This window comes from Neomesorhizobium albiziae (assembly GCF_900114255.1).
Taxonomy (GTDB): Bacteria; Pseudomonadota; Alphaproteobacteria; order Rhizobiales; family Rhizobiaceae; genus Neomesorhizobium; species Neomesorhizobium albiziae.
This window is the reverse complement of the sequence record NZ_FOSL01000001.1, coordinates 430,068-456,428: the sequence shown is the minus strand read 5'-3', so window position 1 is coordinate 456,428 and position 26,361 is coordinate 430,068. Positions and strand designations below refer to the sequence as shown.

Below are 26,361 nucleotides of genomic sequence, written 5' to 3'. Positions count from 1 at the left end.
TCAGGGTTTTAGATGCCTAAAGACTGGTCCGCGTCCCAATATCTCAAGTTTGAGGATGAGCGTACGCGGCCGGCGCGCGATCTCTTGGCTCGGATACCGCTCGACAGCCCGAAGCGTGTCGTCGATATCGGCTGCGGGCCAGGCAATTCGACCGACCTCCTGGTGGAGCGCTGGCCGCAAGCGGAGGTGAGTGGCTTCGACACCTCGCCCGACATGATCGAGAAGGCAAGGGCGCGCCTGCCAAGGGTCGTCTTCGAACTCGTCGACGCCGCGACTTGGAAGCCGGCGCAACCCGTCGACATCATCTTCGCCAACGCGGGGTTTCAATGGTTGCCGGAGCATCCGGCTGTTCTGAAACGGCTATTTGGACTGCTGGCGCCGGGCGGCGTGCTCGCCGTGCAGATGCCCGACAATCTGGCCGAGCCCAGCCATCGGCTGATGCGGGAGGTGGCATTGGCGATGCCATTTGCAGCCAAGATGGTAGGCGCCGCCCGCGCCTCATTGCCGTCGGTCTCCTTCTACTATGATCTGCTGTCGCCAGACGCAGCACTGCTGGATATCTGGCACACCAATTACAACCACCCGCTGGCCGATGCGGCTGCAATCGTTGAATGGGTGAAGTCGACCGGGCTGAAACCGTTTCTCGACCCGCTTGATGCGGCTGAGCAAGCCGAATTCCTGCGCGACTACACCGCACGGATCGCCAAGGCGTATCCGCCGGCGAACAATGGCAGGGTGCTTCTGCGCTTCCCCCGTATCTTCATGCTCGCGCAGCGCAAATAGCGTGGGCCGCCGCGATGCCAAGCCTGCCTGACGAATCCGGAAATCAGTCTGAAAATCCGCGCCAGGCAGCCCGACAGGTGGTTCCGGCCGGCCATCAACCTCAGTTATGCCACGATCCGGCGCTTCAGAAGCCACGCCTTTGCAAGCGGTCCAAACTGGCATACACCGCAGGATGAAAAGGGCGGCAAGGATTCTGCGGCAGCGGGCCGGGGGATCCATACGGCAGCGCCAGCAGGACTTTAAGCAGCATGAATCGCGTTATCATCAGCGGCATTGGCGCTGAAATTCCCGAGGCCTCGATCACCAACGAGGAACTGGTCGAAAGCTTTAACAGCTGGGTGGACAGCGAAAATCCGCGCCGCGCGGCGGCGGGGCTCGACCCTCTGGCGAAATCCGACAATGACTTCATCGTCTATGCGTCGGGCGTCAAGAACCGGCACGTCATCGAACGCGAGGGTATCCTCGATCCCACGCGCATGGCGCCGCGAATTGCGGCGCGCCCCGACGACGCGCTGTCACTGGAAGCCGAGTTCGGCATCGCCTCTGCGAAAAAGGCGCTCGCCCATGCGGAACTGCAGCCAGCCGACATCGATCTGGTGATCTGTTCGGCCTCGCATCACCAGCGTCCATATCCGGCAATCGCCATCGAGATACAGAACGAACTTGGCACCGTTGGTGCGGGCTTTGACATGGGGCTCGGCTGCTCGTCGGCCGCTGCCGGCCTGCATGTCGCATCCAATCTGGTGCGCGCAGGCGCCCACAAGCGCGTGCTTGTGGTTACGCCCGAAATCATCACCGGACATCTGAATTTCCGCGACCGCCAGACTCACTTCATCTTCGGGGATGCTTCGACCGCGATGGTCGTCGAGGCGATCGGCAAGGACGAGAGCCGACCCGGCCGTTTCGAGGTGCTCGACACGCGTAGCTGGACGCAGTTCTCCAACAACATCCGCACCAATCTCGGCTACCTCACCCGCACCGCAGCTGCCGATCCCTACATGATCAACATGGAGGGGAACATGATCAAGCAGGTTGGCAACAAGGTATTTAAGGAAGTCACCGTTGCCGGCCACAAATTCATCGTCGGCTTTCTCGCCGAGCACGGGCTGACGCCCGATGGCATCCGCCGCTTTTGGCTGCACCAGGCCAATGCTCGCATGAACGCGATGATCCTGAAGCTATCCTTCGGCCATGAGGTCGGCCACGATCGCGCACCGATGGTACTGGAGCGGCTGGGCAACACGGCCGCTGCCGGCGCGATCATCGCGCTCAGCGAAAACCATGCCGACATGAAGCAGGGCGATTACGGCCTGATCTGCGCCTTCGGCGCCGGATATTCGATCGGCGGCGCGCTGCTCAAGATGATGTAGCGTCGCCCTTTCGACACGCACGCAATATCGCTATCGGTTATAGAAAGATCAGCCGATTTGGCTGGATTTTCGCATGATTCGTCCGCATTTTCCCGGAAGTCGAAACCATGGACAAAAAAATGCTCGATCTTTTGACGCGCGACGGTGATCCAGAAATTCTGCCAGGCATGAAGCTGGCGGCCAGGGTTGCCGGCGTGTTCGTTGCACCGTTCGACCATTTCGTTACTCGCGCTGCCGATGAACTGCGGCTCGGCTTCGAGGGCATTGAGGGCGATTTCCATGCCGGCCACACCCGCAAGTCTGGTGGGCGCGAGCCATGGTATCCGCGCGGCACCGAGATGCGCAACGAGCGGCAATTGTCGATCGTGGCGCCCGACGAGCTTCGGATTGTCGCCGAGCGCATGAGCATACCCGAGGTGAAGCCCGAATGGATCGGCGCCAATCTCGTCATCGATGGCCTTTCCAGGCTGTCGATGCTGCCTGCCGGCACGATGCTGTTCTTCAAGGACGGGGTAACGTTGAAGGTGGACGCCCAGAACGGCCCCTGCCGCGTTGCCGGGCGCTCGATTGCCGAACATGCGGGGATGGCTGACCATGAGGCGACCTCATTGCTGTTCCCGAGGGTCGCCAAGCGGCTTCGCGGCCTCGTCGCCTGGGTGGAAAAGCCGGGCGTCGTCAAGGCGGGCGAGGAGGTCTCGGTGCGCGTGCCGGAGCAGTGGATCTACCGAGCGTAGTGTCCAGCTGCAGCCCTATTCGTCCTCATCGTCCGGGTCGAGCAATCGCGTGGCGCGCCAGGTGGTCAGCGTTTCGTTGATCTCGCCGACGACAAAAAAGCGTGCCGCGTCGCGGTCGTAGCCCTCGGAAAGCAGATTTTCGTAGGCGGTATGTTCGTGGCGGACATGAGCAATGGTCGCCAGCCACACCGCAATCGTCGGCGGCAGCGCCTTCATGTGTTTTGCGTTGGCGTCGGCGCGGATTTTCTCCGTATCGGCATAAGGCGCCAGCGGCAAAAGGGCGGTGAGCGCCTTGGCAATGGCGCGCTGGCGGCCGGTGTTCGCTATCATTTGACGGCGCGTCCCGGCGTGGCGTCGGGTATAGAATCGGTCGACGCAAAATAGGGTTTCAGGTCGATCACCGGCGTGCCGTCGAGGAGATCAATGCCGTCGAGCGTGATCAGTCCGGCAGCAGCGTCCATGGCGATAACTTTTGCGATGTGTAACCCGACAGGGTTTGGCCGTGCCGGTGAGCGAAGGGCAAAAACACCTTTCGCGACAGTGGCATGGCGGGGTTTCTGCACAATCAGATTCCGCGGCGCACGGTCGAGCCAGGAAATGATCGCGACGTGACTGTAGGCCTCCAGTCCCTGGAGGCCGGGCCGGTAAGGTTTGTCGATTTCAAGTGTCGCCTGCTGGCCGCGCTCGCGGGCCGTCGCCATGTTTTTGGGACAATCCTCGCGGTTCTTCCAGGGCGAACGGATAAGGCCGATGAAAACCACATGCCCGTTTCCAGTGGTCGTCGCAGGGTCTAGCGGTAATTCGCGCTCGCCCTCACGTTTGCTGAACTCGTTCACGGGAATCACCATAGCGTCATTTTCTTGTCGAATAACGACATGGCGGGTTGCACATCATTGCGATATGACATAAAGATATGTTTATATCTGCTGGAGCCATAGATGTCTCTCCATTCGCATGCAACCCTGGACACGATGGTTGATACATTGAAGGCGGCCGCCGAATCCAGCCGCCTGCGCATTCTGGCGCTGCTGTCGCGGGGCGACCTCACCGTTTCCGACCTGACCGAAATCCTCAACCAGTCGCAGCCCCGCGTTTCCCGGCACCTGAAGCTGCTGTTGGAGGCCGGGCTGATCGGCCGCTACCAAGAAGGTTCATGGGCCTATTTCCGGCTGTCCGATTCCGACACCGAGCGCGACTTCGTCAACGGCCTGGTTTCGCGGGTACATCTCAGCGACCCGCAGGTGGAACGCGACCTCGAACGGCTGGCTGCGGTCAAGCGCAAGCGACAGGAACGCGCCAAGGAATATTTCAGCGAGAATGCCACGAGCTGGGACCACATCCGTTCCCTGCATGCCCCGGACGCCGCCGTCGAGGTCGCGCTTAAGCGGCTTGTCGGCAAGAAGCCGTTCCAGACCATGCTCGACCTTGGCACCGGCACCGGCCGGCTGCTCGAAATCTTCGCGCCGCTCTATCGCCGTGGCGTCGGCATCGACCTGTCGCGCGAGATGCTGACGGTGGCGCGCGCCAACCTCGACAGGGCAGGGGTCGCCAACGCGCAGGTGCGCCAGGGCGACATCTACGCGCCCCCGGTCGAGCGCGACGCCTACGATCTGGTGACGATGCATCAGGTGCTGCATTATCTCGACGACCCGCAACTGGCGATCCGCGAGGCGGCACGGCTGCTGCGCCCGGCCGGACGGCTGGTGATCGTCGATTTCGCGCCGCACGCGCTGGAGTTCCTGCGCAACGAGCATGCCCATATGCGGCTTGGCTTCTCTGACCGGCAGATCGCCGAATGGTTCGCGGAAGCCGGCCTCGATTTGGAAGAGACCGAAAATTTCGAACCGCGCGCCGGCAGCGGGGCCAAGCTCACCGTCAAGCTCTGGCTCGGCCGCGATCGCCGCCTCCTGATTGCAGACCCCACGCAGACCGCCGTTTCGGAAAGGGAAACAGCCTGATGAACCAGTTCCGCTTTTCCCGCCGGCCCGATATCGGCGACAAGATACGCGTTTCTTTCGAATTCTTTCCGCCCAAGACCGACGAGATGGAGGCAAGGCTCTGGGAGACGGTGACGCGCCTGGAGCCGCTCAAGCCGAAATTCGTTTCGGTGACCTACGGCGCCGGCGGCTCGACGCGCGAGCGCACGGGACGCACGATCAAGCGCATCCTCACCGAAACGGGCATTCCTGCCGCCGCGCATCTCACCTGTGTCGGCGCAACGCGTGAGGAAGTGGATGCCGTCATCCGCGAATTCCAGAACATCGGCATCGAGCGTTTCGTTGCGCTGCGTGGCGACCCGGCTTCAGGTGTCGGCAACACCTATCGTCCGCATCCCGGTGGCTACCAGAACGGTGCGGATCTCGTTGCCGGCCTGAAGGCGATTGCCGATTTCGACATTTCGGTCGCCGCCTATCCGGAAAAGCACCCGGAAAGCCCGGACTTCGCAACCGATATCGAAATGCTTAAGCGCAAGGTCGACAATGGCGCCACTCGGGCCATAACCCAGTTCTTCTTCGACAACGATCTCTACGAGCGTTACGTCGAACGAGTGCGCCGCGCCGGCATTTATGTGCCTATCGTGCCGGGCATCCAGCCGGTGCATAGTTTCCGGCAGGTCGCGAACTTTTCGCGCAAGGCTGGCGCCCATGTGCCAGCGTGGCTGGCGGAACGCTTCGAGGGGCTGGAGAACGACCCGCAGACCCATGCGCTGGTAGCGTCCGCGGTCGCTGCCGAGCAGGTCATGGATCTGGTCGAGCGCGGCGTCAGCGACTTCCATTTTTACACGATGAACCGTTCCGATCTTGTTTTCGCCATCTGCCACATGATCGGGATTCGCGCAGAGGGCGCTGCGACAGCCCAGGCGGCTCCGGCAGCGGCCTGACTATGCAAAAAGGCCGGGTCTGGACCCGGCCTTTTTAATCCTTAGTCACCCGAGGTTCTGGACTCCCGCCGTCTAGCGGCTCAAGGGAGTACTCCCATGATGAGGGCACCGATAAATGCGAAAGCAGCGCAGATCATCAGAGCGTTTATTGGCCGTGTCAAACCCATGGCAAGACCTCCTCTATGGCGTACGAAGACGGAATCTAGGGGCATTTCTGCCACAGGCAAGCGAAAAATGTGCTGCAATGCGACAGGATTGTGAGAAAATCGACCCCTGAAATTGGGTAAGTCTAGGGATTCGCTCGACAATCCCGCAGATTAGGACTTGTGGAAAAAATGTGGCGAAAGGCGGACGGTCGATGCCGTTTTTCGCAGTGCCGAAGACAACCGAATTTGCCCGAAAATATCCAGCCGGGTTCGAACTTTTGAACACCGGGCAGGGGGCCGCTGATCCTATTGCTTTTGAGCCCCGATTCTGGCGTCGCCAAGCAGCGCCTGCAGCCACCAAGCGACCGAAAGAGCCATGCGGTCGCGACCAAAACGGGCGAGCACCTGCACGCCCAGCGGCATGCCTGAGGCATCGGTTATGCCGGGCACGTTGATGCAAGGGTTGCCGGTCAGCGTCCAAAGCTTGTTGAAGACCGGGGAGCCAGTTGAAGATAGCCCCTCGGGCGCGGCGCCCGTCGCCGCGGGCGTCAGCAGGACATCGACGGTTTCGAACAGAGCGCCAGTCTCGCGCCTGGCGCGTCGCGCGATACGGCGCTTCTCGTCATAGGCTTCCGGCGTCGTTTGGCGGCCCTGTTCGAGATTTTGGCGCAGCACGTCGCTAAGCCTGTCGCGGTGGTTGTCGTATTCGAAGGCGAGCGCCATCGCCGCTTCGAAATTCTGCAACTCCAGATGCGCCGCGCGCGCCGCGCTCAATGCGGATGGCTCGTCAACCTCGACGATCGTGGCGCCGGCCCGGCCTGCTCTGTCCGTCGCCAGTTCCACTGCGGCCTGCATATCGGGCGCTGCTTCTTCCCACAACGAGGTGCGGTAGAGGCCGATACGAAGGGATGACGGGTCGACAGGCTCGACGGCGAGCGCCCGCCCGGTCAGCCGGGCGACGAATGCAGCGACATCGGCCACGCCTGCCGCGAAGAAGCCGGCAGTGTCCAGCGACCATGAGAAGGTTTTGGCGCCAACCATCGGAAGCAGCCGGAAGCTGGGTTTATAACCTGCGACACCGCAATAGGCGGCCGGCCGTATCACGGAGCCGCCGGTCTGCGTGCCAATCGCGATCGGCACCATGCCTGCGGCGACAGCAGCTGCCGAGCCGGACGAGGATCCGCCCGGCGTGTGGGCCGGGTTGCGCGGATTGCGCGTGTCTGCCGGCTGCAGGAACGCGAATTCCGTGGTTACCGTCTTGCCGGCCACAACAGCTCCCTTGGCGCGCAGCATCGCCACGATTGCCGCGTCGGCGGCCGGGCGATTGCCCGCATGGATTGCCGAACCGAATTCGGTCGGCATGTCGTGCGTGTCGAAAATGTCCTTGACGCCAACGGCGATGCCGGCGAGCGGGCCGCTGGCCTGCTCCGCCGCGGCCAGCGTGGTTTCGCGGTCCGCCATGGTGCGGAACGCGCCGATCTCTGCATCCTTCGCTGCGGTCGCGTCGAAACACTTTGCCACCGCCTGCCGGGGAGTAACCTCGCCGCGTTCGATGGCGCTCAGGATGGACAGAAACGACTGCATGCTTCCCCCGGAAAATTCTCCCGGGCGAGCTATCGCCGCTTGATGAGCCTTCCGTCAATGGTGACGAGGCCGAGCCCGATCAGCATCATGCCGCCGACCTCGAAGAGTTCCAGCCGTTCGCCGAGAAACATGGCGCCGAGCACGATAGCGCTGACCGGCACGACCAGTGTCACCAGCGAGGCGTTTGTGGCCCCGGCCGAGGCGACGATGCTGAAAAACAGGATGTAGGCGAAGGCGGTGGACAACAGGGCGAGCGCGACGACAGCGAGCCAGACTGGCGGGCTCGCCACAAAAAGATTGCCCGCCCCGCTCGTCATCAATACAACCGGGATCATGATGAGCGTCGACGCCGTCAGCTGACTGGTGGCGACGATCGTCGGCGGAACCTGCCGGAAACGTTTGGCGAAGACGCCAGCGAAACCATAAGAAAGCGCCGCTCCGATGAGCGCCAGCTTCGCCCAAACCGGACCGCCGATACCCGCCAGCAGGCCGGGACCGATCATCACCGCAGTACCGGCAATGCCGAGCAGGATGCCGGCGATCTTGTTCCAAGAGAGTTTTTCATCGCTGGTCGCCGCGTTGGCAATGATCACTGTCCAGAATGGCGTCGTGGCGTTGAGCACCGAGGCAATGCCGGCGCCGAGCTCGGTCTGGCCCGCAAAAATCAGCGAGAACGGGATGATGTTGTTGAGCAGCGCCAGCGCGACGAAACTCGCCGCGTAGGGCAGCGCCAGGCGGAACGATGGGCCGCGGGCGGCCAGGTAGATGTGCAGCGCGGCCGCCGCGATGGCGACGCGAAACAGCACCAACGTCAGTGGGGGGATTTCGGCGACGGCAATGCGGGCAAAGAAGAACGAGCCGCCCCAGATGGCGCCGAGAAAAAGCACCATTGCCCAGTCGCGGGCAGTCATGGACTGGCGAACCGCCGGAGTGGAAATTGCCGTCACGAGAACCTCGCCTGCACGGTGTCGATGAATCGCGGTGAACCTAGTGCCAGCGTAGCAATTGCGCCACCCGTTTCATGGCTGTTCGTTGACCAGCGCCAGGAATTCGCGCTGCGCGCTGGTCAGGTGCCTTTCCCTGTGCCGCACGGTGAGGAACTGTCGCTTGCGCAGCGCTGCGGGAATTTGCACCAGTGTGCCGGCGGTTACCGAAGCGGAGGTAACGAGGCGCGACAGAACGGTGGCGCCGGCGCCGGCCTCGACCGCCGACCGCACCGCCTCGTTGGAAGAGAGTTCGAGCGCGATGTCGAGATCGCCAATGGCTATGCCGAGGCCAAGCAGCGCCTCCTCGAACATGGCGCGGGTGCCGGAGCCTTGCTCCCTCAGCACCCAGCGGGTCGACCGGAAATCGGTGGCACCTGCCGGCCAGGTTTTGGCCCAGGGATGATCCGCCGCCACGACAAGGGCGAGTTCGTCTTCGGCGGCCGGCGTTGCGGCAAGTGTGGGATCATCGATTGCGCCTTCGACAAAGCCGAGATCGGCTATGCCTTCGCGCACAGCGGCCGCAACCTGTTCGGTGTTGCCGATAGAAAGCCGCATGGCGATATCGGGAAAGCGCGTGCGGTATCGGTGCATGAGCGGCGGCAGCCAGTAGCTGGAAACCGTCTGGCTGGCGGCCAGCAGCAGCGTGCCGCGCTTGAGGCCGGCAAGATCGGCAAGCACGGTTTCGGCCGATGCGGCGCGCGCCAGCACGGCACGCGCCTCGGCAAGAAACAGCTGCCCCGCCTCGGTCAGTTCGATACGGCGGCCGACGCGGTTGAACAGGGTGACTGCATGACGGGCTTCCAGTGCGGCGACAGCCGCACTGGTGGCGGATTGTGTCAGGTTCAGGTCGGCTGCGGCACGTGTCACGTGCTCGCGTTCGGCTACGGCGACGAAAATGCGGAGCTGTTCCAGCGTCATTGCCGCTGCCCCGTTGCAGTGCGAACTGCTAGATCAGCTTGATCAGCAGGAGGCTGAAGCTTGCGATGAAGAGAGAGGCGACAAGCCCGAGCAGGAGAGGACGCAAGCCCTTCGCGCGCAATCTGCTGACGCTCGTCTCCAGGCCCATCGCCGCCAGCGCGACGCTCAGCATGAAGGTTGCGGCCGTGGCGATGACCGCTTTCGCGCCCGGCGGAATGGCCACCACGCTGTTGAGGCCGACCAGGGCGATGAAGCCGAGCACGAACCACGGCCGCGGCGCCATTCCGGTGGCCGTACCGCCGTTTTGCCGGCTGCAGGCCAGGCCAAGCCCCAGCACCACTGGCGCCAAAAGCATGACCCTGCTGAGTTTTGCCACGGTGCCGAATTCGCCCGCCGCTTGCCCGCCCTGGAAGGCCGCCGCGACCACTTGCGCCACCTCGTGGATCGATGCGCCGGCCCAAAGCCCGTATTGTTGCGGGCCAAGCTCCAGGAACCCGGCAAGCAGCGGGTAGGTGAACATGGCGATGGAGCCGAACAGCGTGACACAGGCCACCGCATAGGCGACGTCCTCGTCGCTGGCGCGGGTGACGGTGTTCGCGGCGATGACCGCCGATGCGCCGCAGATCGAGGTTCCCGCCGCGATCAGCTCGGAAAGTCCGCGTTCCACACCCATCAGTCGTCCCAGCCACACGGTGGATGCGAAGGTGGTGGCAAGCGTCAGTACGATAATCGCGATGCCTGATACGCCTACCTCTGCAATCTGCGCGGCTGTCAGTTGCAGGCCGAGCAGTATGATGGCGAAACGAAGCACCGGGCGCATGGCGAATGCGGCTCCGGGCTTGGCCCATGCCGGCATTCCGAAGACGTTGCGGACGCTTACACCAAGCACGATGGCCATGATCATGGGGCTGAACAGAGACAGGCCTGGCGTGAAGCGCAATGCGTAAGCGGCTGCCGCGATGGTGGCTGCGAAAGCAAGGCCGGGCAATATCCTGCCGATCCATGCAGTCGGCCTCGGCCTGGACGCGACGCAGGGAATTCCAGCCGGCGCGACCGCTTCGGCCTGGTGCTGGAGGTCTATTTTCGCAATCGCATTCATGGCCGCCGGTCCGGTTCGTTTCAGCCATGGTTTTGCGTATCCCAATTAATCTATCCAACGAATTATATCGTATGGAACGTTCGATTAAAATGGTTGAATGAAGTGAGAGAGCCGATTCCCATCGGCGCGCTGTTGCTCTAAGTTCCCAGCGCCCGGTCCAGGAGTTTAGCATGCAACGATTCGACACCGCGCACGAGGCGGCGCTTGCGCTTCGCCCCGACGATCCGATCTACTGCTTCCGACCGGAGGTGCTGAAGGCGGACTGCCGGCAATTCATGGGCATGTTTCCGGGCAAGACCGCGTACGCGGTGAAGACCAATGGCGAGCAGATTGTGCTGAAGGCGCTGGTGGAGGCAGGCGTCACCGCCTTCGACGTTGCCTCGCCCGGTGAATTCGCGGCGGTGCGCGCCGTCTCGCCCGATGCCGAAATGCTGTACATGCATCCGGTCAAGGCGCAGTCCGACATCCGGCTGGCGCTGGAAAAATATGGCATCCGCGTTATCTCGGTCGACCACGAGGATGAGGTCACCAAGCTGACGCGTGTGGTGCGTGCGCTCGACATCGATCCAGGCCAGATCACCGTCTTCGTGCGTATCCAAACCAAGGGTTCGGCTGCTTACGAACTGTCGAAAAAATTTGGGGCAGCGCCGGCCTATGCCGTAGAACTTGCCGAACGCCTGCATCGAACCGGCTACAAGGTCGGCATCGCCTTCCATGTCGGCAGCCAGATCGAAGATCCCGATACCTACGAGCGGGCGCTGGCGACTGCCGACTGGATCCGCAACCGCATGGACGCGCCGCTTGCCGGCCTCGATGTCGGCGGCGGCTTCCCTGCCGAATACGGCCATGATCCCAACCGCAAGAAGCCGGAAATGCCGTCGCTCGGTCAGATCATGTCGAGGCTGCGGAACGACATCGAGGAATACCAGTTCGACGAGGTGCCGTTGGTCGCCGAGCCCGGCCGTGTCATCGTCGCCAAAGCGTTTTCGCTGATCGTGCGTGTGCTTCTGCGCAAGGGCCGCCGGCTCTACATCAATGACGGCATCTGGGCATCGCTATCGGATTCGTGGACCGGCAAGATCACGCTGCCAGCGCGTTTCATCCCCGATCCGGCGATCCGTGCTCGTAACGGTGAGGCGAAAAACATCGTGCCGTTCAAGGTGTGCGGCGCCACCTGTGACTCGGTTGACATCCTGTCGCGGCCGTTCTGGCTGCCGGAAACCGTCGACACCGGCGACTGGATCGAGATCGGCCACATCGGCGCTTATTCGCTGTCGCTCAGGACCCGTTTCAACGGGTTTTATCCCGACACCTTCGTCGAGGTGGCGACGCCCTTCGATGAAGGCAAGGCGCCTGAAGGCTTCGCAAGTCTGGAAACGATGGCAGATTGAATAAGCATTTGGGGATTGGGCAGTAGCCCCAAGGATCGGACTTGCCGACACGAGGCCGCCTCGCAGTTTCTACTGCCTACTGCCTACAGCCTACTGCTCTATAAATTAGCCAGCAACGCCGGGGTTGGCCAGCCATCCACCGGCAGGCCGAGACGAGCCTGTTCCTTGCGCACCGCCTCGCGGGTACCGACGCCTAGAATACCGTCGACCTTGCCGACGTCGTGACCCAGCGCCTGCAGCTTGGTCTGCAGGAGCTTCATTGTGTCGCCGACCAGGCCTTCCTCCGGGCTGCGCCGCTCGAAGGCAGGGTCGCCAGCGAGCCGCGAGGCGAAGTGGGCCGCGGTCAGCGTGTAGGTGATCGACTGGTTCCACTCGAGATAGACATCGTAGTTGTCGTAGCTCAGGAAGGCCGGGCCCTTGTGACCCATCGGCAGAACAAGACCGGCATTCAGGCCGTTGTTCTGTAGCGGTGAGCCGTCGCGCTGGGTAACGCCCCATTCAGCCCATTTCGACAGCGGCAGCTTGTTGGTCCGGCCGGTTTCCTGCCATGGCAATTCGTCGGGTATGCGCACTTCCTGCAGCCACGGCTGATCGCGTTTCCAGCCGCGCGACTGGATCTTGCTGGCGGTGGTCAGGATGACGTCGGGTGCGCTCTTGCGCACGTCGACGAGGCCATCCCCGTCGCCGTCGACGCCACGGTTCTTGATGTCGCTCGGCAGCATCTGGGTCTGGCCGATTTCTCCGGCCCAGGCGCCGGTCACGTCAGCCGGCAGATCGCCATGGTTTATGAGGGTGAGGAGCGGCACGATCTGCGGCCGGAACAACTCCGGGCGGCGGCAATCGTGAGCAAGCGTCACCAATGCGTTGAGGGTACGAAAATCGCCCTGAACAGCGCCGAAATCGGTCTCCAGGCCCCAGAAGGCGGCAATGACCGGTCCCGGCACGCCGAATTCCTGATCGGCGCGCGCGAAGACATCGGCGTATTTCTTCAGGTTGGCCGCGCCTTGCTTCAGCCGGTAATCGTTGATCATCCGGTTGGAAAATTCGGCGAAGGTCTGGGTGAAAACGCCCTGTGCACGGTCGCGCTTCAGCACGTTTTCGTCAATCTGGGCATCTGCCAAGGCCGCGAGGCCGGCTTCGCCGACACCCGCCTGCCGTGCCTCGTCGGTAAGTTGCTGTTTCCACGCAGCGAAGTCGCCGCCGCATTCCTGCGCCCACGCAGGCAACACCGTGGTGGCCGTACATAGCGCTGCAAGCGCCGTCATCCGCAAAGTCATCGGCCCGGTCTCCGGTCATTTCTTGATTGCCTGCCGGTGCTTTGCCCAACACCTGTGGCGAAAAGCGGGCAGACAGTCAATTGTGGCAGCCGCCGAAAATCATCATCGATTTCCGGAAGCCCCGATCCAATGAATTCAAAGTTCCGGCGTGTCCAGCGCGTCCAAAAGACGCGCCAGGATTAATGCGTGTTTGCCTTCAGGAACTTCCGCCAGGAGGCTTCGGTGCCGTTGAACACATTGATGTCAGCGTTGCCGTTGATGCCGGGCACAACGCCCGTGCCGGTGTACTGCCAGAAGGTGAAGGGGTGGCTGCCGTACTTTTCCTGCGGATGGCCGGCGACCGACCGCAGCCAGTAGGGGTAGCCGCGGAAGCTCGCGAGCTCATTGTCATCGAAAAAGTCGACCGAGGTGTAAATGATCGGCTTCTTGCCGTAGTGCTTCTCGACGATATCGAGAAAGATGCTCATTTCGCGGCGCACGGTTTCCTTCGGGGGGCGCAGCTTGCAGGTTGGCGACTGCGGGTTCCATTCCATGTCGAGAACCGGCGGCAGGGCGGCCTTGTCGCGCGGCACGTTGCGGATGAACCATGCCGCCTGCTCGGAGGCCGGGCGGCAGAAATAGTAGAAATGATAGGCGCTGCGCGGCACGCCAGCGAGGCGGGTGGCGTTCCAGTGCTCGACGAAATAGTCGTCGACGCGGTCTCCGCCTTCCGTCGCCTTGATAAATGCGAAGGAAATGCCGCTGGCTTTCGCTTTCGGCCAGTCGATCGAGGTCTGATATTTCGAGACGTCGGTGCCGTGCACCGCATACTTCCAGGGTGTGCTGCCGGTCCAGTCATGCGGGTCGCTGTCGTTGAAACGCGGATAGGCGCGCGTTACCTTGCTGGTGACGGAAACGTCGGTTCTGCTCGCGACAGGGGCAAGGTCTTCAATCGTCGTGCACGCCGTGAGCAGCCCCATCAATGCCAAAGCCAACACACGGCGCATAATATTCCCCTCAGACCGCGCCTGCCCCACCGAGCACAGCATATCATCCATTGACCGGGGCCGCTAAGGCCTCATGCCGGGGACGGTCACCCCTCGAGCGAAGCCGCCATCCTCATGTCTTCGCCGATCATGGTTGATTTTCAGTTGACTGCGCTCGACACGACACAAAAATTGCGTGAGGAATGGCGGCAATTCCATGGCGGGGAGCGGGGAACCATGCGGATATTGCTGAAAATTGTGAAATGGGTGCTCGGCCTGACGGTGCTGGCGATCGCTGGCGTCGCTCTCTGGCTCTATGTGGCGCCGCCGGCGCTGATCCGTGTTGCCTCCGGTTATTCGGCGAAAATCGTCTGCTCCAACGTTTTTCTTGCCGCACGCGATCCCGACAATGTGCTGCGGATCGATGTGCAGGCGCCCGGCCACTGGCTGCTCGGCTACATGAAGGTCGATGTGAACCGGAATGAGAAGACCGTCACGGCGGCTTTGCTCGGCATTTTCGGCAAGGGGGTTGCGGTGGCGCGCGACGGCCTCGGCTGTACCTCGGCGCCCGATGGCGACGTTGCCAGGGTGAAAGCCGTCACTGTTGTCCCAGCGCCCGCTATCGCCGCACGCGATGCATTGTGGCCGGAGGGCAACCGGGTCGAGCCGTCGCAATCCCCCGACCTTATGGCGATCCTCAACGACGCCACGCTGACGGGGCAGGGCATGCGGGCTGTCGTCGTGGTGCAGAACGGTCGCGTCATCGCCGAGCGTTACGCCAATGGCTTTTCGGCCGATACACCGCTGCTTGGCTGGTCGATGACCAAGACGGTGACGGCTGCAATCATCGGCACGTTGGTCAAGGACGGCAAGCTCGCCATCGATGGCAAGGCGGCATTGTTCGAGCCGTGGAAGGCCGACCGCCGGGCGAACATCAGCCTCGCCGACCTGATGGCGATGTCATCGGGGCTGGAGTTCAATGAAGATTATGGCGACGTTACCGACGTCACCCGCATGCTCTACCTTGAGCCCGACATGGCGGGCTTTGCCGCCTCCAAGCCTTTGACCGGGGAAGTCGGCAAGGTGTGGAGCTATTCCAGCGGCACGACCGCTATGCTGTCGCGCATCTGGCAGGCGGCCCTCGGCGATTCCACCATGGCGCTGACCTGGCCGCGTACAGCCCTCTTTGCCCCCATCGGCATGAGCAGCGCAGTGCTCGAAACCGACGAGCAGGGCACCTTCGTCGGCTCGTCTTATCTCTACGCGACCGCCCGCGATTGGGCGCGCTTTGGCCAGTTCCTGTTGCAGGATGGCGCCTGGAATGGCACGCAGATCCTGCCCGCGGGTTTCGTCACCTGGATGCGCGAGGAAGTGCCTGCGTCGAGGGGCGAATACGGCCGGGGACAACTCTGGCTGCACGGATCGGATTCGGGCGCTGCGCCCGGTACCGACCCGGATGCCGGCTTCGATCTCCCCGACGATGCGTTCTGGATGCTCGGTCATGACGGGCAATCGGTGGCGATCGTCCCGTCCAAGAAGCTGGTGGTGGTGCGGCTCGGTCTCACCCCCTCGAAACTCGCTTACCGGGCGCAAGGCCTGCTGGAGGCGCTGACCAAGGCATTGGAGTAGTAACCGTCAGCCGTGCCTGCGGATCACAGCCAGCACGGCATACCCACGATAAAGCCTTTCGAAAGAAAGGCTTGCCGCTTCCTGCTGGCAGATTGAATCAAGCACGTCGCGCATGTCGTCGCGTGGGGCGACGTGAAATTTCGCCAGCCACATGCGCAACGCCCTGCGGAACCAGCGCGGTAGGCGCTCCTGGCCGCCGAAGTCGACGATGTGCAGCGAGCCGCCCGGTTTCAGCGTGGTGAGCGCGGCTGTGACGGCCTTCTCCCAGCCGGGAATCATCGACAGCGAATAGGAGATGAAGACGCGGTCGAAACTCTCGTGCGCAAACAGCCGTCCGGCGTCGAACGCGGTCGCGTCGCCTTGCGCCAGCCGGACCTTGTGCTGCAGTTCTTCATGGGCAATCGCAGTTTCCGCCGTCTCCAGCATCTCGGCCGAGATATCGAGCCCGAAGAAGCGCCCTTGCGGATGAAGCCGCGCCGCCAACACCAGATTGCGGCCGGTACCGCAGCCGAGTTCCAGCACCGTGCCGCCCTGCGGCACGTCGAGGCCGGCTATCATGCGGTCGCGACCGAGAAGGTAATATTTGCGGGTCAGGTCGTAGAAATGGCGCTGGCGCCGGTAGACGCCGTCCATGAGCGCACGATGAGTTTTCGTCGCGTCCTCATCGTGCTCAAATTCTTTGTTTTGGCGCATGATCTTTGTCCGAAAAGTCTGCAACTTTTCGGGATCATGCTTTGGCGCGGCTTGGCCGCTTGCATGCTCCACGGTGCTCATCAGGCTTTCTTCACATAGAGGTGGAAACCGCCATAGATCGCCGAGCGGTCGCGTGCGGAAAAGTCGAGCGACTGTTCCTGCTCATAGCTCCACTGGTCGAGCAGCGTGGCCGAAACCCGGCCGGGCAACAGGCTTGGTTCTGCGGCGGTGCGGAAGATGACGCGCGCGCCGGGAGCGGCAGTGCGGGTAATCTCGGCCCACAAGGCGTTCAACTGGTCGTCGGTCATCCAGTCCTGCGCATCGAGAAGGATGAAGCGGTCGACGCTGGCAGCGCCCTTGGCTGCGAGCAATTCTGTGAAGTTGGCGTGGTGGACGGTGACGCGGTCGGCATTGCGGCGGATCGTGTCATAGTTTTCCGGCTCGAGATAGGCAGGCAGCCTCGCTTCGCCGGGTTGTGGATAACGCCGGGCAAATGCCTGCCAGGCGAAATAGTTGTCCTTCAGCGGAAAATGGCAGGCGAGCTTTTCCAGCCGCACCGAAAGCACATCGGCCATGGTGCCGTTGCCGGAAGTGATCAGTGAATCGTATTGCGCCGGCGGGATCCCGAGGCCGAACAGCGAAGCCTTGCGCGCCGTTGCAAAGCGCAGCAGCGTTCGGTCGAACAGCGGCGCCATGTACTCTTCGAAGAAGCGACGCTGGTCGCGCAGCGTGCGCGCTTCCATGATGCGCGAAGGATCGATGCCGTAGAGTTTTGCCACGCGGTGGCCGGTGGCGATGAAAAAGCCGAGCAGGCCCGTCTGGTAGAAATTCTTTTCGAACACCGAAATGCGGCGCCTGCCGCGCCAGTCGCGGCGCTCCCAGTAGGCGCGTGTCACCCGGTCCAGGTGCGGCGCGATGAAGCGGTCATAGGCGGCGGGGTTGTGAACATGACCGAAGCCGCCGAAGAAACGGAACAGGTCGGCCTGCGCCGGCAGGTGTTTTACCGCCGCGAGTTTCATCCTGTTCAGCGCGACGTGCGCGGTGTTGAGATCGACCGCGTCGATCCTTGCAGGCGAGCGCGTCAAATAGGCCAAGGCATTGCAGCCGCCCGATGCGATGGTAACGACGCGATGGCCTTCGGTCAGTTGCATCGCCTCGATGTCGATCTCAGGGTCTTCCCATATTTGCGGATAGACGAGGCCGGAAAACAAAAGCGTGAAGAGCCGCTCGGAAAAGCCCGCCTTGGAAAGAGCCCGGTTCTGGTAAACCGCCTTTCGAAGACGCCGGTTGCGGACGAAACCGATTTCCGAGGAGACGTCGGTCATGGCAGCGATTCCCCCATTGCGATTAATGCGGGGGGGTAGCGCACGGCGATGACAGGCCGGTGACAGGGCAATGACAGTTTGACGGCGAAGGTTCATCTTCTAATGTCGCGCTGCCCCTCACCCCAGCCCTCTCCCGTGAAGGACGGGGAGAGGGGGGTCGACGTTGCGGCCAGCCTCCTTCACCCCGCTTGCGGGGAGAAGGTGGAGCGGGGTTCTGCCCAGCTCTTGTCAAAAACAGTCCTGTTATATAACATATGTTTTATATAAAGGACTTGTGATAATGCAGAGCCTGGATGCGGCATTTCTGGCCCTGGCCGATCCGACGCGGCGCGCCATACTGGCGCGGCTGGCGCTCGGGGAGGCGACGGTCATGGAACTGGCCGAGCCGTTCGACATGACGCAGCCCGCCGTTTCGCGCCACCTGAAGGTGCTCGAAGGCGCCGGACTGATCACACGCCGCGTAGATGGGACAAAGCGTCCCTGCCGTTTGGCGCCCCAGGCGATCGTCGAAATCGATCGATGGCTGGATTGGCTCCGGCAAGCGATGGCCCGCAATTACGATCGTTTGGATGACGTTCTGGCCGAAATGCAAACCGAGGAAGGAAGGGAAAAGCCATGAGCAAACTGACGCTCACCACCGAGGGCGACCGCCATGTCGTCGTCACCCGCCGTTTTGCCGCTTCGCCGCAGGCTGTGTTCCGCGCCCACACGGAGCCGAAGCTGATACAGAAATGGCTGCTCGGGCCGGATGGCTGGTCGATGCCGGTCTGCATCAGCGAGGCCAAGCCGGGCGGAAAGATCCGTTACGAGTGGTCCGACGGCAAGGGCGCCGGTTTCCATCTGACCGGCGAGTATGTCGAAGTCGAGCCCTACAGCCGCATCGTTCATATCGAGCGCATGCACCTGCCCGATACGACCCCCGACAACCACGTCGAGACGCGGTTCGAGAAGGACGGCGCCGGCACGCTGATGACCATGCGCATGACGCTGCCTGATGCCGACACGCGCGCCGCCATGCTCGCGACGGGCATGGACGAGGGGATGGAGACAAGCTACGCCCGCATGGAGGGTATGCTTCAGCGGGGCGAACTCATCGCGTAGATAATTTTCGACTTGCACGGAATGGCCCCTCACCCCGGCCCTCCCCCCGTAAGGACGGGGAGAGGGGGGACTGAGACGTTGGAATTGCTCTAAGGAAGCTCCATGACTCGACGCGACTTCGATCCAGCGACCGTCACTCCGGACGGTCGCCCCGCAATCAAGGCCGGCCTGTTCGACGCCACGCTTGGCGGTCCCTACCGCGGCTCGGTCAATGGAGAGGTGCTGGGCACGCAGATCACAGTGCTCACCTACGGCAATGACGAACCGGGGAAGGGCCCGGTGCTGCACGTCCATCCCTATGACGAGGTGTTCATTGTCCAGGAGGGCCACGCGCGGTTCTTCGTCGGCGACCAGGTGATCGATGCCCAAGCGGGCGAAACCGTGCTCGGCCCAGCCGGTCTGCCGCACCGCTTCGTCAATCTCGGCCCGGGGCGGCTCCAGACACTCGATATCCACCTGTCGCCACGCTGGATCCAGACCAATCTCGAATAATGATGGCCAATAGAGCGGAATGCATTCAAATGAACCTGCATTCAGCTCTATCGTTTGGTTTAGCCGCATTTTTGCGACGCCAGGTGATTCCACCTGGCTGCAAAATGCTTTAGCCGGCGCCGTAGCCGCCCGGTGTCGGTGTCGTGACGACTACCGCTTCGCCGGCATCGAGCACGGTCTGATCGCAAGCCTTCAGCGTTTCGACCGTGCCGTTTTTCCGCCGCACCTCGGTCTTGCCTGCCTCGCCATCGCCGCCGCCATTGCTGCCTTGCGGCGGGCGGTTGCGATGCGACGACAGGATGGCGCATTCCATCCTTTCGAGGAACCGGATGGTTCGCCTTGTGCCGTCGCCGGCGTTCCATTTTCCTTTGCCGCCCGAGCCTTCTCGGATATGGAAATCCTCAAGCAGGACAGGGAAGCGCAGTTCGAGGATTTCCGGGTCGGTGAGACGCGAATTGGTCATGTGGGTGTGCACGCCGGAGATTCCTGCAAAACCTCGGCCATCGTTCATGCGGCCGGCCGGCGAACCCGAGCAGATCGTCTCGTAATACTGGTATCTGTCGTTGCCGAAGGTGAGGTTGTTCATGGTGCCCTGCGCATTGGCCAGCGCGCCCATGGCGGCAAACAGCGCGTTGGTCACATGCTGCGAGGTCTCGACATTGCCGGCGACGACCGCTGCGGGATAGGTTGGTTTCAGCATGCAGCCGTCGGGGATGACGATGTTGATGGGACGCAGGCAGCCGGCATTCATCGGGATCATGTCCTCGACCATGACGCGGAAGGCATAGAGGACGGCGGCGCGCGCCACCGGCTCAGGCGCGTTGAAATTGTTCTTCATCACCGGCGAAGTGCCGGTGAAATCGACCGTTGCTTCGCGCTTCTGCCGATCGACGGTTATCTTCACCTTGATCGTCTGGCCGGTGTCGGTCGGGTATTCGCATTCCAGCGTGTCGGGCAGGCGCTCCAGCACGCGGCGCACGCTCTCGGCTGCGTTGTCCTGCACGTGGCCCATATAGGCCTCGACCACGGGCAGGCCGAAATGCGCAACCATCTTCCTGAGTTCGGCCGCACCTTTCTCGTTGGCGGCGATCTGGGCCTTGAGATCGGCGATGTTCTGGGTCGGGTTGCGCGCCGGGTAGGGGTGGTCCGACAGCAGCGCGCGCAACTCCTTCTCGCGAAAACGTCCGCGCTCGACGACGCGGAAATTGTCGAACAGGACGCCTTCCTCGTCGACGGTCGTCGCCAGCGGCGTCATCGAGCCCGGGGCGGTGCCGCCGACATCGGCATGATGGCCGCGCGCTGCGACCCAAAAGAGGATGCGGGGTGAGGAGTCCACGTCCTCGAACACCGGGGTCACAACGGTGATGTCCGGCAGATGCGTGCCGCCATTGTAAGGCGCGTTAAGCGCAAACACGTCTCCGGGATGAACGTCGCCTTCGTTGAGACGAATGATGGTTTCCACCGAGCGGTCCATGGATCCCAGGTGCACCGGCATGTGCGGTGCATTGGCGACCAGCGCGCCGGTGCGGTCGAAGACGGCACAGGAAAAATCCAGCCGCTCCTTGATGTTCACCGAATAGGCGGTGTTCTGCAGCGTCACGCCCATCTGCTCGGCAATCGACATGAACAGATTGTTGAAGACCTCCAGCATCACCGGATCGGCTTCGGTGCCGAGTGCCGCCTTCCGCTGCTTCTTCTCCGCGCGGCGCAACAGAACATGGTCCCTGGCGGTGATCTCGGCCTGCCAGCCCGGCTCGACGACGATGGTTTGATGGCTTTCGACGATCAAAGCAGGGCCGGCGACCTTGTAACCCGCCTTCATTGTCTCGCGGCGGAAGACGCCGGCGTCGCGCCAGCCGCCCTCGCAAAAGATTTTCCGGGTTCCGGAAGCGTTTGCGCTGATTTGCTCGAGCGTCGACTCAGCCTCTCTCAAGCCTTTCTGGCGACTGTCCGTGCCTTCCACGCCGATTGCCTCGACGATCATCGGCTTGTCATCGTAGATGAAGCCGAACTGCGCCTTGTGCGCAGCCTCGAAATCGCGACGCGCAGCGGCGATCGAACCGCCGTCGAAATTGACCGGCAAGGCGGTGTCGGTGCCGTCGTAGCGGATCTGCAGCACCGGCCGCCAGGCAACGTCATTTTCGCCGACCCCCTGATCGGCGAGTTCCTCGAGAACCGCGGCGCGCAGCTCCGCGATCAATGCCTCCATGGCGCCCAGCGACTCGTCGCCAAGCGGTCGCAGCAGCGCCTGGCTGCGCGAGGCGAAGATGGATGACAGGCCGATGCCGTAGGCAGAAAGCAGGCCGGAGAAGGGGTGGATCAACACCGCCTCCATGCCGAGCGCATCGGCCACGAGGCAAGCATGCTGGCCGCCGGCGCCGCCGAAGCAATTGAGCAGATATTCAGTCACGTCGTAGCCGCGCTGGACGGAGATCTTCTTGATGGCGTTGGCCATGTTTTCCACGGCGATGGTGACGAAGCCCTCGGCGACGGCTTCCGGGTTCTTGCCGTCGCCGATTTCCTTTGCCAGTGCGGCAAACTTTTCGCGCACGATTTCGGCGTCGAGCGGCTGATCCTGCGTGGCACCGAAAATCGCCGGGAAAAAGTCCGGCTGCAGCTTGCCGAGCATCACATTGGCGTCGGTGACGGCGAGCGGGCCGCCGCGGCGATAGCAGGCCGGACCAGGGTTTGCGCCGGCCGAATCCGGGCCGGCGCGGAAACGCCCGGCTTCGAAATGCAGGATGGAGCCGCCGCCGGCCGCGACCGTGTGGATACGCATCATCGGCGCCCGCACGCGCACGCCCGCCACTTCGGTGTCGAAGGCGCGTTCATAGTCGCCGTCATAGTGGGCGACGTCCGTCGAGGTGCCGCCCATGTCGAAACCGATCACCTTGCCGAAGCCAGCGAGTTTTGCCGTTTCCACCATGCCGACCACGCCGCCGGCCGGGCCTGACAACAACGCATCCTTGCCCTGGAATTTCTCCGCCGCCGTCAGCCCGCCCGACGACATCATGAACATCAGGCGGGGGGACGAAGCGCCAATCTCCCTCCTTGAGGGGGAGATGCCCGGTAGGGCAAAGGGGGGCAACGTGGAGCGGTACTCGTCAGTGCCGGCATTTCCAGCATGCGGAGATGCTGAAGGGACAGCGCCCCCCTCTGTCGGTTCCGCCGACATCTCAAGGGGGGAGATTGGCGTCTGCACTATCCCCAATTCCCGCGCCACCCCTTGCACATAACGCGCCAGAATCGGCGTGAGATAAGCATCGACCACCGTCGTGTCGCCACGCCCGACCAGTTTCACCAATGGCGAAACCTCGTGGCTCACCGAAACCTGCGCGAAGCCGAGCTTGCGGCAGACCCTGGCGACGACCTGCTCATACTCAGGAAATTTCCACGCGTGCATGAAGACGATCGCCACGGCGTCGATGCCGTCGGCTTTCGCCTTTTCGATTGCCGGAATGACTGTCGCGATATCGAGAAGCGTTTCCACGCCGCCGTCGGCGCGGACCCGTTCGTCAACCTCGATCACCCGCTCGTAGAGCTGTTCGGGAAGGATGATCTCCTTGGCGAAGATGTCGGGCCGGGCCTGGTAGGCGATGCGCAGCGCATCACGGAAACCCTTGGTGATGAGCAACAACACCCGGTCGCCCTTGCGTTCCAGAAGGGCGTTTGTGGCGACGGTGGTGCCCATCTTGATATCGCCGACGACGCCAGCCGGAATCGGCGCGCCGGGCTGTAGCGCGAGCAGGTCGCGAATGCCCTGGATGGCGGCGTCGCGGTATGCTTCCGGGTTTTCCGAAAGAAGCTTCCTCGGATGCAGGGCGCCTTGCGGGTCGCGACCAATGATGTCGGTGAAAGTGCCGCCGCGATCGATCCAGAAATCCCATTTCTTGGCAGGCATGAGCGTTTTCCCGGGCGGCGACATGGATTTCTTCAATACAGCGTATCGTCGGTATTTCGTCACAGCGTCAAGGCGCTGAACTTCGAAGAGGCGGAACTTTCGGGCATCGCGGCACTCATGCAGGCGCTCTTAGGCCTGTATGACCAGGCTGCGCGCAGTGCCGCCAGCCTCTGATTGCGGCAGCAAAAAATGCTGCAAACACAAATTGTTAAGTTGAGATAGTCGATGTGACGCAACTCCGCGCGGCGCAATGGTATTGTTACCGCGACTGGCCGACTCAAACGGCACTGTCGTCTCGCAATCCATTTGAGGAGAAGAGAAATGAGGAAGCTTGTTCTCGCGGTCGCTGGTACCGCGCTGCTGGGCATCGCCGCTTGCAGCGACAACAAGACGGAGGGCACCACCGCTCCCGCTACGACCGAAACGACGCCGCCAGCAACGGCGCCGGCGACACCGCCTGCAACCGAACCGGCAACGCCGCCTGCTACGGATCCGGCAAAGCCGCCGCAATAGCGCAATCCCGTTCCCGCATTCGCAGCGAATTGCGAAAGGCCGGATTCCCGATCCGGCCTTTTGTTCGCCAGATCGCTTAAATGCCTGTGATTTTGGCAGTTTTCCTGCGGAAAACGCCAGAGGCCAGACCCAACTTCGCCTCAATTGGAGTATCAAGGCATGGCGGTGGGCTCATTTGAGCTGCGACATGAGGGAATATTCAGATGAAAAGATTGCTTTTAGCTTCGCTGGCCGGAGTTTCGATGCTGGCACTCGCTGCGTGCGGAGAAAGCGAGAACAAAGCCGAGACACCTCCGGCAACCACCGAAGCGCCGGCCAAGCCGGCCGAGGCAATGAAGCCGGCTGAAACCGCGCCCGCCGCACCGGCTACGCCTGCCGCGCCAGCCGACCCGGCAAAGGCCGCCCAAGATGCCATGAAAGCGCTGCAAGAGCAGGCGGCGTCGATGACTGCCGAGCAGAAGACGCAAGCCGTTACTGCTGCCCGCACCAGCGCCGAGGCAGCCGCCAAGGCCGCTGGCCAAACCGAAGACCAGGCCAAGCAGGCCGGCGACATGGCCGAATCGGCCGCCAAGCAGGCGCTCGGCGTCCAATAGGCCCAATGCAGGCATGTTTGCCTCGCGGCCAGCCTTCGGGCTGGCCGTTTGCTTTTCGGCCGTAGTCAAATTAGCGGCGATACGTGCCTTGCGGTCGCGCGTTCGACAGTCATCATCGCAAGCGCCGCCATCCGAGTGGTGAAAATTCGATTGGTCCAGCTCACTAAAAGGCGCGACGCTGTGGGCTTTCGCACAACAAATAGCAATTTTTCCAACTAAAAAGCCCGCTTTCGCCAGGAAAACGGAGCGGTTTGTCACGCCCTACGCGTCATCAAACCGCCTCGCCATCTCGGCGGTTTGCCTCTAAGAAGCGCGCATGTCGATTTGGGAACGGATAGGCTATTTTGTATCGCGGGTTTCGGCCTCGGCGTATTCGGGCGCGCTCGACGTCGCCGAAGCGGTGCGCACGGTTTTTGCCGGCGATCCCGAGTTGCGCCGGCGTGTCGCCTTCTCGGTGGCGATGATCGCTCTGTCCGCAAAAATGGCGAAAGCGGATGGAATCGTGACCCAGGACGAAGTCCGAGCGTTCCAGGAGATATTCCATATCCCCGCCAAGGAAACGCGCCACGTTGCCCGCCTCTACGATCTGGCGCAGGGCGATACCGCAGGTTTCGAAGCCTATGCGCAGCGCATGGCCGGGCTTTGCGGCTCCGGCCATGCCAATTGCGGCATGCTGGAAGACATTCTCGACGGGCTTTTCCATATCGCCAAGGCCGACGGGGTGATGCATGAACGGGAAGGCCGGTTCCTCAGGCGGATCGCCGAAATCTTCAAAATCGACGAGGCACATTACCAGCGCATCCTCGCGCGCCACCTCGATCTGGGTGATGCGGATCCCTATGCAATCCTCGGCGTCGATCGGGGCACGCCCTTCGACGAAGTGCGCAAACACTACCGCAAGCTTGTCGCCAGCAACCATCCCGACCGGCTGATAGCACGTGGATTGCCGCAGGAATTCATCGCCATAGCCACAACCCGGCTTGCCGCCATCAACGCCGCCTATGAGCTGATCGAAAAGGGCCTCAGGGCGGTATGAGCGGTTTCCTGCCGGACCAAGAGGGCGCCGACGTTCGGGTTTCCCCGAATTTCGGTCCGCGCCGTGAAGGGGCAAGACCGGAACTCGTCATTCTTCACTACACCGGCATGGAAACGAGTGCGGCTGCCGAAGCCTGGCTCTGCGATCCGGTCAGCGAGGTTTCCTCCCATTATCTCGTCCACGAGGACGGATGCGTCACGCAGATGGTGCGTGAAAGCGACCGCGCGTGGCATGCCGGGAAAAGCTCCTGGCGGGGCGAGGCCGACGTCAATTCGTCGTCGATCGGCATCGAAATCGCCAATCCGGGGCATGCTTTGGGCTATCGTGATTTCCCTGCCGTCCAGATCGAGGCGGTAATCGGGCTTTGCGGCGGCATCATTGCGAGACATGGCATCAAACCCGAGAACGTTCTTGCCCATTCCGATGTGGCACCGGGTCGCAAGGTCGACCCCGGAGAAAAATTTCCGTGGCAGCTTCTGGCCGATGCGGGCGTCGGCCATTTTGTCAAACCGTCGCCGATCGGCGGCGGCCGGTTTCTTTCGGCCGGCGATCGCGGAGAGCCGGTCGAGGCGCTTCAGTCGATGCTGGCGCTTTACGGCTATGGGGTTGAGATCAATGGTGTTTTCGATCCACGGACCAAAATCGTGGTCGAAGCATTTCAGCGCCATTTCCGAGCAGAACAGATAGACGGAATAGCAGACCGTTCGACCATCGAGACGTTGCATCGGTTGCTTTCAACGCTGCCGGGAAGTCTCGGCTAAGTATTTCCGCAAAAAGCCTGTCGGTTACAGCCTGTCACTTAATGTGACTTGGCGCGCCCTCTTTGACGCAAATTCCCTCGCCACATGGCGTCTTGTGCAGATGCAGGGTCACCTTCCGCGTTACCCGCAAAATCAAGAAAACCGCCCGCGAGAAATTCGCGGCCAATAAAGAGAATAAGACTT

At 62.3% G+C, this 26,361-nt stretch carries 25 protein-coding genes; 14 read left to right on the top strand and 11 right to left on the bottom strand.

Translation table 11 applies throughout. The annotated features are described in order from the left end of the window. Positions 1 to 12 precede the first annotated feature (12 nt). The 3 genes from tam to F3H98_RS02190 all read left to right on the top strand — a co-directional run bounded on the left by tam (position 13) and on the right by F3H98_RS02190 (position 2,887). Positions 13 to 783 (top strand): trans-aconitate 2-methyltransferase, encoded by a 771-nt coding sequence (gene tam / locus F3H98_RS02200; protein WP_149757795.1) that lies wholly within the window; start codon positions 13 to 15, stop codon positions 781 to 783. Positions 784 to 1,031: 248 nt separating this feature from the next. After that, positions 1,032 to 2,153: a beta-ketoacyl-ACP synthase III gene (locus F3H98_RS02195; protein WP_149757793.1), complete on the top strand. Its 1,122-nt coding sequence runs from the start codon at positions 1,032 to 1,034 to the stop codon at positions 2,151 to 2,153. 107 nt (positions 2,154 to 2,260) lie between these two features. Then, positions 2,261 to 2,887 (top strand): MOSC domain-containing protein, encoded by a 627-nt coding sequence (locus F3H98_RS02190; protein ID WP_425294797.1) that lies wholly within the window; start codon positions 2,261 to 2,263, stop codon positions 2,885 to 2,887. A 15-nt stretch (positions 2,888 to 2,902) separates the two neighbouring features. Here the strand turns inward: F3H98_RS02190 and F3H98_RS02185 are convergent, their stop codons facing one another. After that, positions 2,903 to 3,217, bottom strand: a complete 315-nt coding sequence (locus F3H98_RS02185) for a DUF2293 domain-containing protein (protein WP_149757791.1) — start codon at positions 3,215 to 3,217, stop codon at positions 2,903 to 2,905. Further along, positions 3,214 to 3,735, bottom strand: a complete 522-nt coding sequence (gene tsaA / locus F3H98_RS02180; RefSeq protein WP_149757789.1) for a tRNA (N6-threonylcarbamoyladenosine(37)-N6)-methyltransferase TrmO — start codon at positions 3,733 to 3,735, stop codon at positions 3,214 to 3,216. Before tsaA ends, F3H98_RS02185 begins: the two co-directional genes overlap by 4 nt. Before the next feature lie 90 nt (positions 3,736 to 3,825). On the opposite strand from tsaA, the gene F3H98_RS02175 reads away from it, so the two are divergent. Together F3H98_RS02175 and metF are read left to right on the top strand one after the other, a co-directional pair. Next, positions 3,826 to 4,845 (top strand): ArsR/SmtB family transcription factor, encoded by a 1,020-nt coding sequence (locus F3H98_RS02175; protein WP_149757786.1) that lies wholly within the window; start codon positions 3,826 to 3,828, stop codon positions 4,843 to 4,845. After that, the gene (gene metF / locus F3H98_RS02170; protein ID WP_149757784.1) at positions 4,845 to 5,768 is read left to right on the top strand and encodes a methylenetetrahydrofolate reductase [NAD(P)H]; all 924 of its coding nucleotides are present in this window, start codon (positions 4,845 to 4,847) and stop codon (positions 5,766 to 5,768) included. Before F3H98_RS02175 ends, metF begins: the two co-directional genes overlap by 1 nt. 452 nt (positions 5,769 to 6,220) lie before the next feature. Here the strand turns inward: metF and F3H98_RS02165 are convergent, their stop codons facing one another. The 4 genes from F3H98_RS02165 to F3H98_RS02150 form a co-directional block, all read right to left on the bottom strand. Then, a complete protein-coding gene (locus F3H98_RS02165; RefSeq protein ID WP_149757782.1) occupies positions 6,221 to 7,498 on the bottom strand; it encodes an amidase in 1,278 nt (425 codons plus the stop codon). 29 nt (positions 7,499 to 7,527) lie between these two features. Further along, a complete protein-coding gene (locus F3H98_RS02160) occupies positions 7,528 to 8,409 on the bottom strand; it encodes a DMT family transporter (RefSeq protein WP_149758362.1) in 882 nt (293 codons plus the stop codon). 108 nt (positions 8,410 to 8,517) lie between these two features. Continuing rightward, a complete protein-coding gene (locus tag F3H98_RS02155) occupies positions 8,518 to 9,402 on the bottom strand; it encodes a LysR family transcriptional regulator (RefSeq protein ID WP_149757780.1) in 885 nt (294 codons plus the stop codon). Positions 9,403 to 9,430: 28 nt separating this feature from the next. Next, complete coding sequence (locus F3H98_RS02150; RefSeq protein WP_149758361.1) at positions 9,431 to 10,501, bottom strand: YeiH family protein; 1,071 nt, start codon at positions 10,499 to 10,501, stop codon at positions 9,431 to 9,433. A 170-nt stretch (positions 10,502 to 10,671) separates the two neighbouring features. Between F3H98_RS02150 and F3H98_RS02145 the strand changes: the two genes are divergently transcribed. Next, positions 10,672 to 11,892 carry an alanine racemase gene (locus F3H98_RS02145; protein ID WP_149757778.1) on the top strand — a complete coding sequence of 407 codons (1,221 nt, stop codon included), beginning with the start codon at positions 10,672 to 10,674 and terminating at the stop codon, positions 11,890 to 11,892. A 98-nt stretch (positions 11,893 to 11,990) separates the two neighbouring features. Here the strand turns inward: F3H98_RS02145 and F3H98_RS02140 are convergent, their stop codons facing one another. Then, on the bottom strand, positions 11,991 to 13,169 hold the full coding sequence (locus tag F3H98_RS02140; RefSeq protein ID WP_149757776.1) for a lytic murein transglycosylase: 1,179 nt from the start codon (positions 13,167 to 13,169) through the stop codon (positions 11,991 to 11,993). Between the two features lie 179 nt (positions 13,170 to 13,348). Continuing rightward, on the bottom strand, positions 13,349 to 14,155 hold the full coding sequence (locus F3H98_RS02135) for a glycoside hydrolase family 25 protein (protein ID WP_149757774.1): 807 nt from the start codon (positions 14,153 to 14,155) through the stop codon (positions 13,349 to 13,351). 216 nt (positions 14,156 to 14,371) lie between these two features. Here F3H98_RS02135 and F3H98_RS02130 point away from each other — a divergent pair, with 216 nt between their 5' ends. Continuing rightward, the gene (locus F3H98_RS02130; RefSeq protein WP_149758360.1) at positions 14,372 to 15,763 is read left to right on the top strand and encodes a serine hydrolase domain-containing protein; all 1,392 of its coding nucleotides are present in this window, start codon (positions 14,372 to 14,374) and stop codon (positions 15,761 to 15,763) included. Positions 15,764 to 15,769: 6 nt separating this feature from the next. Here the strand turns inward: F3H98_RS02130 and F3H98_RS02125 are convergent, their stop codons facing one another. Both F3H98_RS02125 and F3H98_RS02120 read right to left on the bottom strand, forming a co-directional pair. Beyond that, positions 15,770 to 16,456 carry a class I SAM-dependent methyltransferase gene (locus tag F3H98_RS02125; RefSeq protein ID WP_149757772.1) on the bottom strand — a complete coding sequence of 229 codons (687 nt, stop codon included), beginning with the start codon at positions 16,454 to 16,456 and terminating at the stop codon, positions 15,770 to 15,772. 80 nt (positions 16,457 to 16,536) lie between these two features. Then, the gene (locus F3H98_RS02120) at positions 16,537 to 17,781 is read right to left on the bottom strand and encodes a BtaA family protein (protein ID WP_149757770.1); all 1,245 of its coding nucleotides are present in this window, start codon (positions 17,779 to 17,781) and stop codon (positions 16,537 to 16,539) included. A 280-nt stretch (positions 17,782 to 18,061) separates the two neighbouring features. Between F3H98_RS02120 and F3H98_RS02115 the strand changes: the two genes are divergently transcribed. The 3 genes from F3H98_RS02115 to F3H98_RS02105 all read left to right on the top strand — a co-directional run bounded on the left by F3H98_RS02115 (position 18,062) and on the right by F3H98_RS02105 (position 19,374). Beyond that, positions 18,062 to 18,400 (top strand): ArsR/SmtB family transcription factor, encoded by a 339-nt coding sequence (locus F3H98_RS02115; RefSeq protein WP_149757768.1) that lies wholly within the window; start codon positions 18,062 to 18,064, stop codon positions 18,398 to 18,400. Continuing rightward, positions 18,397 to 18,882: an SRPBCC domain-containing protein gene (locus F3H98_RS02110; protein ID WP_149757766.1), complete on the top strand. Its 486-nt coding sequence runs from the start codon at positions 18,397 to 18,399 to the stop codon at positions 18,880 to 18,882. Before F3H98_RS02115 ends, F3H98_RS02110 begins: the two co-directional genes overlap by 4 nt. Before the next feature lie 102 nt (positions 18,883 to 18,984). Continuing rightward, positions 18,985 to 19,374 carry a cupin domain-containing protein gene (locus tag F3H98_RS02105; protein WP_149757764.1) on the top strand — a complete coding sequence of 130 codons (390 nt, stop codon included), beginning with the start codon at positions 18,985 to 18,987 and terminating at the stop codon, positions 19,372 to 19,374. A 109-nt stretch (positions 19,375 to 19,483) separates the two neighbouring features. Here F3H98_RS02105 and F3H98_RS02100 read toward each other — a convergent pair whose 3' ends face one another. Continuing rightward, entirely contained in the window at positions 19,484 to 23,275 is a 3,792-nt protein-coding gene (locus F3H98_RS02100) for a hydantoinase B/oxoprolinase family protein (RefSeq protein WP_149757762.1), read from the bottom strand. A gap of 321 nt (positions 23,276 to 23,596) precedes the next feature. On the opposite strand from F3H98_RS02100, the gene F3H98_RS02090 reads away from it, so the two are divergent. The 4 genes from F3H98_RS02090 to F3H98_RS02075 all read left to right on the top strand — a co-directional run bounded on the left by F3H98_RS02090 (position 23,597) and on the right by F3H98_RS02075 (position 26,178). Further along, positions 23,597 to 23,788 (top strand): hypothetical protein, encoded by a 192-nt coding sequence (locus F3H98_RS02090; RefSeq protein WP_149757759.1) that lies wholly within the window; start codon positions 23,597 to 23,599, stop codon positions 23,786 to 23,788. Positions 23,789 to 23,991: 203 nt separating this feature from the next. Beyond that, on the top strand, positions 23,992 to 24,381 hold the full coding sequence (locus tag F3H98_RS02085; protein ID WP_149757757.1) for a hypothetical protein: 390 nt from the start codon (positions 23,992 to 23,994) through the stop codon (positions 24,379 to 24,381). Between the two features lie 316 nt (positions 24,382 to 24,697). Further along, a complete protein-coding gene (locus tag F3H98_RS02080; protein ID WP_149757755.1) occupies positions 24,698 to 25,417 on the top strand; it encodes a J domain-containing protein in 720 nt (239 codons plus the stop codon). Continuing rightward, on the top strand, positions 25,414 to 26,178 hold the full coding sequence (locus F3H98_RS02075) for a peptidoglycan recognition protein family protein (protein WP_149757753.1): 765 nt from the start codon (positions 25,414 to 25,416) through the stop codon (positions 26,176 to 26,178). The genes F3H98_RS02080 and F3H98_RS02075 overlap by 4 nt, the downstream gene beginning before the upstream one ends. Positions 26,179 to 26,361: the final 183 nt, after the last annotated feature.